The sequence below is a fragment of the Pseudomonas sp. HMSC08G10 genome (assembly GCF_001808425.1).
GTDB classification, from domain to species: Bacteria; Pseudomonadota; Gammaproteobacteria; order Pseudomonadales; family Pseudomonadaceae; genus Aquipseudomonas; species Aquipseudomonas guariconensis.
Genome location: NZ_KV793338.1, coordinates 1 through 1,934 on the forward strand (window position 1 = coordinate 1; position 1,934 = coordinate 1,934).

1 protein-coding gene is annotated in these 1,934 nt (G+C 62.8%); it reads right to left on the reverse strand.

Annotated elements, in window-relative coordinates; translation table 11 throughout:
* Positions 1-68: 68 nt before the first annotated feature.
* Positions 69-1,934, reverse strand: a 1,866-nt coding sequence (locus HMPREF3173_RS23735; protein WP_218188858.1) for a type I secretion C-terminal target domain-containing protein, incomplete at its 5' end; no start/stop codon positions are given.

The window sequence follows — 1,934 nt, forward strand, 5'->3', positions numbered from 1 at the left end:
AGGCGAGCCCGCGCCCGCAGGCGCGGGCTCGCACCGATTGGACAGTCAATCTCACGCTGCCCAAGCCCTCAGACAGTATCCACTTTCAATGAGTGGTCATTGAGCATCCCATTGATGATAGTTGCGGTGTCCTGCCCCGAAGCGATCACCCCACCCGCGCCGGCCGTGACGCCATAATGCTGAGCCAAGTCGACCCCGGCCAGCTCGATGGTCTGGGTGGGCGCCGCGCCCGCCACACTGCTGACTTCGATGGTCGAGACCACATTGGTTCCGGTACCGGTGACCTTGAAGTGCAGGTAGTCGTCCAGCGAGGCGGGCGTGGCATGCTCTCCCTGAAGCAGCTGCGACAGGTCGAGGCGATCACTGCCGGGGATGAAGTCAGTGACGGTGTCGTGCCCCACATCCCCCTTCTGCCACACGAACGTATCGTTGCCGCCCCCCCCGGTGAGCCGGTCATTGCCCAGCCCGCCGATGAGGACGTTGTTGCCGCTATTGCCGATCAGGAGGTCGTTGTAGTCGGAGCCGATCAAGTTATCGATGCCATTGAGGGTGTCGATACCGGCGCCCCCGGTATCCTGCGCCCCCGTGAGGTTCAGGTTGACCGTCACCGCGCCGGCGGCCGAGGCGTAGCTGGCGGTATCGGTACCTGCACCGCCATCGAGCAGATCATTGCCCGGGCCGCCGATCAGCAGGTCATTGCCTTCACCGCCGTAGAGCTTGTCATCACCACCGCCACCGACCAGCACATCGTTGCCAGCAGCACCGTGCAGGGTATCGTTCCCCGCGCCGGCAACCAGGGTGTCGTTGTCGGCAGTGCCGGTGAGCACACTGCCGCCCTGGTAGGTGATGTCGGCATTGCCCGTCGCGCTGCCGCCGTGGCCATCGCTCACCGTGTAGGTGCCGTTGTAGGCATCCTGCTCGGCATTGCTGTAATCGATCGACATCGTCAGTAGGTAGTTCACATTGCCGTGGCTGCCATTGCCGCTGGACAAGTTGATCATGTGGATGGAGTACGTCCCGTCGTGGCTGGCAGTGAAACCTTTGTCATTGTCGATGGCCTGGTAGCTACCGCTTTCGTCCTTCCATGCCATGGCGACCTGACTTGCCGACACGTCATGGTGCAGGTTCAGGGTCTCACCTTTCTTGAGCGTGACCGTCAAAACATCCTGGGCGTTGGCGAAGTTGCCGTTGGGCGAGGCCAGGAAGCCGCTCACGATCAGCGCGGCCGCCATGCTGTCGGCCGGCCCACGGAACTCGCTGCGCGCAAGGTCACGCACCCGGTTGGACAGGTTGCTGCCGGTACCAGTGAAGTCGGCCACAGGTGTGTCGCTTCCCACGCCAAAACCTGCGCCGTTGGCGGAAAACCGAGTGTCGAAGTAGGTCGAGGACACCGAGAGCTTGTCGTGATCAGGGTCGTTGTCATTGGCCAGCAGGGCCTCGGCCGGCACCGTCATCCCAGTGCCGGCGATATTGGTGATGAGATGGTCGGCCCCAGCCACAGGAGGCGCGTTCGTCACCTGTGGTTCACCGATCCAGGGCTGGCTGTCCTGTACCTTGATGCTGACGGTGGTGGTGCTTTCATCGCCGTCGGCGTCGCGGATGGTGTAGACGAAGGTGTCGGTCGCGCCATCGCTGCCAACACTGTTGGGGTTGGCGTGGTAGCTGGCGCTGCCGTCGGCCTTGAGGATCAGGTAGCCATAGTTGCCCATGACCTGAGTGCCAACCTCACCATGGGCGGCGGTCGAAGTGTCGCTGCCAGCGCGCACGCCAACCACGACATTGCCATTGGTGACCTTGTCCGCGCCCAGATCATCGTTGTACAGCACATTGCCGGTGACCACCCCGCCTTCATGCACGATCGACTTCGCATCAGCGATGGCCTGGGGCACGTCGTCGACGATATTGATGACGATCTGGCTGGTGATGGTGTTGCC